We start from the raw sequence: 3,875 nt of genomic DNA, 5'->3' as shown, positions 1-3,875 counted from the left end.
TCCTCGACCTGACCGACAAGCTCGCCGCGCCGGGCGTGGCGGCGGGCGGCGGTGCGGCCGCCGCGGCCCCGGACGCGCTCGATGAGGCGCGCCAGGCGCTGCTCGCGATGGGGTTCTCGGCCGCCGAGGTCGCTACGGCCGTGAAGGGCTACGACGGCGCGCCGACCGACGCGCAGGCGCTGCTCAGGCACGCGCTGCGCAGGCTTGGGGGCGGCTCGTGAGCACCGTCTGGGAGCCCGGTTCCGAAGATGCGGCGGACGCCGTCGAGCGGCTGGTCTCGGCGGAACTCACCGAGGACGACCTCGAGATCGACCGCTCGCTGCGGCCGAAGCGGCTGAACGAGTACCTCGGCCAGACGCGCGTCAAGGAGAACCTCGGTGTGCTCATCGAGGCGGCGCGTCAGCGCGACGAGGCTCTCGACCACATCCTGCTCTCCGGGCCGCCGGGCCTCGGCAAGACGACGCTCGCGGGCGTCATCGCCAACGAGCTCGGCGTGAAGGTGCGCACCACGAGCGGTCCGGCCATCGAGCGCGCGGGCGACCTCGCGGCGATACTCACGAACCTCGAGGAGCGCGACGTGCTCTTCGTCGACGAGATCCACCGTCTCAACCGCGCGGTCGAAGAGGTCCTCTACCCGGCGATGGAGGACTTCCAGATCGACATCGTCATCGGCAAGGGGCCGGCGGCGCGCAGCTTGAGGCTCGACCTGCCGCGCTTCACGCTCATCGGCGCCACCACGCGCACCGGCCTGCTCACCGGTCCGCTGCGCGATCGCTTCGGCATGGCGTTCCGCCTCGACTACTACGCCCCTGACGAACTCGAGGCCATCGTGCGCCGCTCGGCCGGGATCCTCGGCGTGGCGGTGGACGACGAGGGCGCGGCCGAGATCGCACGACGCTCGCGCGGGACGCCGCGCCTGGCAAACCGGCTGCTGAAGCGCGTGCGCGACTACGCGCAGGTCAAGCACTCCGGCCGTATCAGCGAGGACATCGCCGCCGAGGCGCTCGCGTTCTTCGAGGTCGACCACGTGGGGCTCGACCGCATGGACGTCGCCATCCTCGAAACGCTGGCGGTGAAGTTCGGCGGGCGGCCGGTGGGCCTGAACACGCTCGCGGCCGCGGTGGGTGAGGAGCCCGACACGCTCGAGGACGTCTACGAGCCGTACCTGCTGCAGCTCGGCTTCCTGATGCGTACGCCGAAGGGCCGCGAGGCCACCCCGCGCGCGTACGAGCACCTCGGTCTGGAGGAGCCCGCGGGCGGGATGGCCGCGAAGCAGGACGGGCTCTTCTAGCGTGGCGCCCGCGGCGCCGACATCGACCGTGCGCCCGCAGCCGCTGTGGATCCGCGTCGACCGCAACCGCGCGAAGCTCGCCGCGTTCGTCGCGCTGTTCATCGGCGGCTCGGCGGCGCTGCTCTCCGCGGCGCTCGTCGCCGTGCCGGGCTACCTGCTCGGATGGGGCGCGGGCGAGATCGAGTTCGCCGACCGCGCCGACTGGTACGCGCGCATGCCGCTCGTGATCGGCGGCGCGTTCCTGCTGCTCCTGCTGGTCGGCAGCATCATCGCGGCGGTGCAGCTCTCCAACGCCGAGGACTGGGTCAAGAGCCGGTTCAAGGGGCGCGAACTGGCCGAGGGCGAGGCGGAGCGCTTCCGCTCGTCCGTGCATGACATGACGCTCGCGGGCGGCCTCGGCGTGCAGCCGAGGATCATCCTGCTGCCCACGGGCGCGGTGAACGCGTTCGCGATCGGAACCACCCGCAAGCGGCCGGTCATCGGCGTGACGCAGGGCCTGCTCGACACGATGAGTGACGACGAGGAGCGCGCCGTCGTCGCCACGCTGGTCGCGCGCATCGTCGCCGGGGACATCATGTTCGGCACAGCGCTGGCCGCGCTCATGGGCCCGATCAAGGCGATCCGCGGCTCGGCGGGCGCGGGCGCCGGGTGTGCCTCGGAGGGCTGCCAGGGTTGCGGCAATACCGGATGCTCGGGCGCGGACCTCGACGGCTGCGGGGACGCGGCCGGGTGCCTCGGCGACTTGGACTCGGACTCGGCGGGCGGCTGCGGCGCGGCGCTCGTGGTGATCGTCTTCCTCGCGATCGTGGCGGCGCTGACCTACGCGGCGGTGGTCACGGCATCGTGGATCGTGACGCTGTGGGGACGCGCGCTGCACCGCACCGGCTACGAGAAGGCCGACGCCGAGGGCATGCTGCTGCTCAAGGATCCGCTTCCGATGCTGTCCGCGCTACGATGCGCGATCACCTCGGAGAACCGTGTGCTCGACGTGCCGGACCCGTCCTACGACTCCATCTTCTACGTCGCCACGAGCGGCAAGCCGAGCGTGGACCGGGCCGAGCGGCGGCGCTTCGTGCGCCTCGCCGAGGTACTCGGCGTCGAGGGCGGCATGGAGCTGCTGGAGCGGCCGTTGGAGGACGGCACACCCGCGCAGTAGACGAACGGCGCGCCGTGCCCTACTATTCGCATCGGGTCGGACGTCGGCCCACACGTTCGCGGCGTGATGGTCCGCTTTCGTGGCGGATTCATCGCGCCGATTGTTTTGTCCCCGAAGGCGGGGGCGGAAAGTGAGTTGGAAATGGCACAGGGTACCGTGAAGTGGTTCAACCCGGACAAGGGCTACGGCTTCATCTCGATCGAGGGTGGCGAGGACGTCTTCGTCCACTACAGCGAGATCCAGACCGACGGCTACAAGACCCTCGACGAGGGCCAGGCCGTGGAGTTCGAGGTCACGGACGGCCAGGGCGGCAATAAGCAGGCGTCGAACGTCCGCAAGATCTAGCACCCGGCTCGACCACACGCACAGATGAGGGGCTGTCCCGTGACGGGGCCGCCCCTCTTGCTTTGGGGCCTGCCGCTCGACACCTGGCTAGGCGGTCGGTACGGCCGGCGGTTCCGTGGCGTGTTCCGCGGCGAAGAGATCCTTGACGAGCAGGATGCCGAACACGATGAGGACCACCTGCGCGACGAGCGACCCGGCGCCCAGCGCGATGGTGGGCGCGTAGCGCCACCAGGGCAGGGGGTCGACCGAGTCGGCGATGCCCGTCAGATTGGCGGCCAGGCCGCTGAGCAGGACGCCGCCGAGCATGCCGCCGACCGACCACGCGACTGCTGCGCGGCGATCGCGTGCGCGGAGCGCCGCGGCCAGCAGCAGCAGCACGCCGACGATTGTGACCGGGTAGATCTCGAACGGCATCAGGAAGTCGATCATGAACGGCACACCCGCCGGGCGCGTGAACCACGCGACGACCCCGAACGCGATCGGCGCGAGCAGCGGGAGCGCGACCACGATCACCCCCGTGACCGCCAGCGTCTTCGAGAGCGCATCGTGCTTTCCCATGGCTTCCACCTCCCTCGAGGATGTATTCCCGCATCGCGCTGCACGTATGCGCGCGGGGCCCTCGCGGCCCGCTGCGGTATCCTGTGGCGCCGTGTTCATCACCGTCGACAACGTCTCCAAGTCCTTCGGCGCGCGCACCCTGTTCTCGGGCGTGTCGCTGCGCGTCGGAGCGCGCGACCGCATCGCGCTGGTCGGCCCCAACGGGGCGGGGAAGACCACGCTGCTCGAGATCGTCGCGGGCGAGTCGTCGCCCGACGACGGCACGGTCTCGCGTGCCAAAGACGCCGTCATCGGCTACCTGCGCCAGGAGGCCATCGAGATGGCGGCGCCGACCGTGCTCGACGAGGTGCTGGCGGCCGCCTCGGACGTCACCTCGCTCGAGCACCGCCTGACCGCGCTGGAGGCCGAACTGGCGAGCGCCGATCCGGCCGACCACGACCGCCTGCTCTCCGAGTACGGGCGCCTGCGCGACCGCTTCGAGCACGCGGGCGGCTACACGCTCGAGGCCGAGGCACGACGTGTGCT

The 3,875-nt window shown here is 71.1% G+C and carries 6 protein-coding genes; 5 read left to right on the top strand and 1 reads right to left on the bottom strand.

Features of this window, described 5'->3' with window-relative positions; translation table 11 throughout:
• The 4 genes from FDZ70_07460 to FDZ70_07445 form a co-directional block, all read left to right on the top strand.
• Positions 1-221, top strand: a 221-nt coding sequence (locus FDZ70_07460) for a Holliday junction branch migration protein RuvA (protein TLM74018.1), incomplete at its 5' end; no start/stop codon positions are given.
• On the top strand, positions 218-1,291 hold the full coding sequence (ruvB, locus tag FDZ70_07455; GenBank protein TLM74017.1) for a Holliday junction branch migration DNA helicase RuvB: 1,074 nt from the start codon (positions 218-220) through the stop codon (positions 1,289-1,291). The genes FDZ70_07460 and ruvB, both read left to right, overlap by 4 nt.
• Before the next feature lies 1 nt (position 1,292).
• Positions 1,293-2,447, top strand: coding sequence for a hypothetical protein (locus tag FDZ70_07450; GenBank protein ID TLM74016.1), 1,155 nt, complete (start codon positions 1,293-1,295; stop codon positions 2,445-2,447).
• 141 nt (positions 2,448-2,588) lie between these two features.
• Entirely contained in the window at positions 2,589-2,792 is a 204-nt protein-coding gene (locus FDZ70_07445) for a cold-shock protein (GenBank protein ID TLM74015.1), read from the top strand.
• An 87-nt stretch (positions 2,793-2,879) separates the two neighbouring features.
• Here the strand turns inward: FDZ70_07445 and FDZ70_07440 are convergent, their stop codons facing one another.
• Positions 2,880-3,221 (bottom strand): hypothetical protein, encoded by a 342-nt coding sequence (locus FDZ70_07440; protein ID TLM74014.1) that lies wholly within the window; start codon positions 3,219-3,221, stop codon positions 2,880-2,882.
• On the opposite strand from FDZ70_07440, the gene FDZ70_07435 reads away from it, so the two are divergent.
• The coding region (locus tag FDZ70_07435; GenBank protein ID TLM74013.1) for an ABC-F family ATP-binding cassette domain-containing protein at positions 3,220-3,875 on the top strand (656 nt) is incomplete at its 3' end. The genes FDZ70_07440 and FDZ70_07435 overlap by 2 nt on opposite strands.

This window comes from Actinomycetota bacterium (assembly GCA_005774595.1).
Classification (GTDB): domain Bacteria; phylum Actinomycetota; class Coriobacteriia; order Anaerosomatales; family D1FN1-002; genus D1FN1-002.
The sequence above is the reverse complement of the archived record's forward strand: the minus strand, read 5'-3'. Positions and strand labels throughout refer to the sequence as shown.

What these genes read in the sequence shown, in the direction of transcription:
- FDZ70_07445 (TLM74015.1), top strand. Translation starts at nt 2,589, where the DNA reads ATGGCACAGGGTACCGTGAAGTGGTTCAACCCGGACAAGGGCTACGGC.
- FDZ70_07440 (TLM74014.1), bottom strand. Translation starts at nt 3,221, where the DNA reads ATGATCGACTTCCTGATGCCGTTCGAGATCTACCCGGTCACAATCGTC.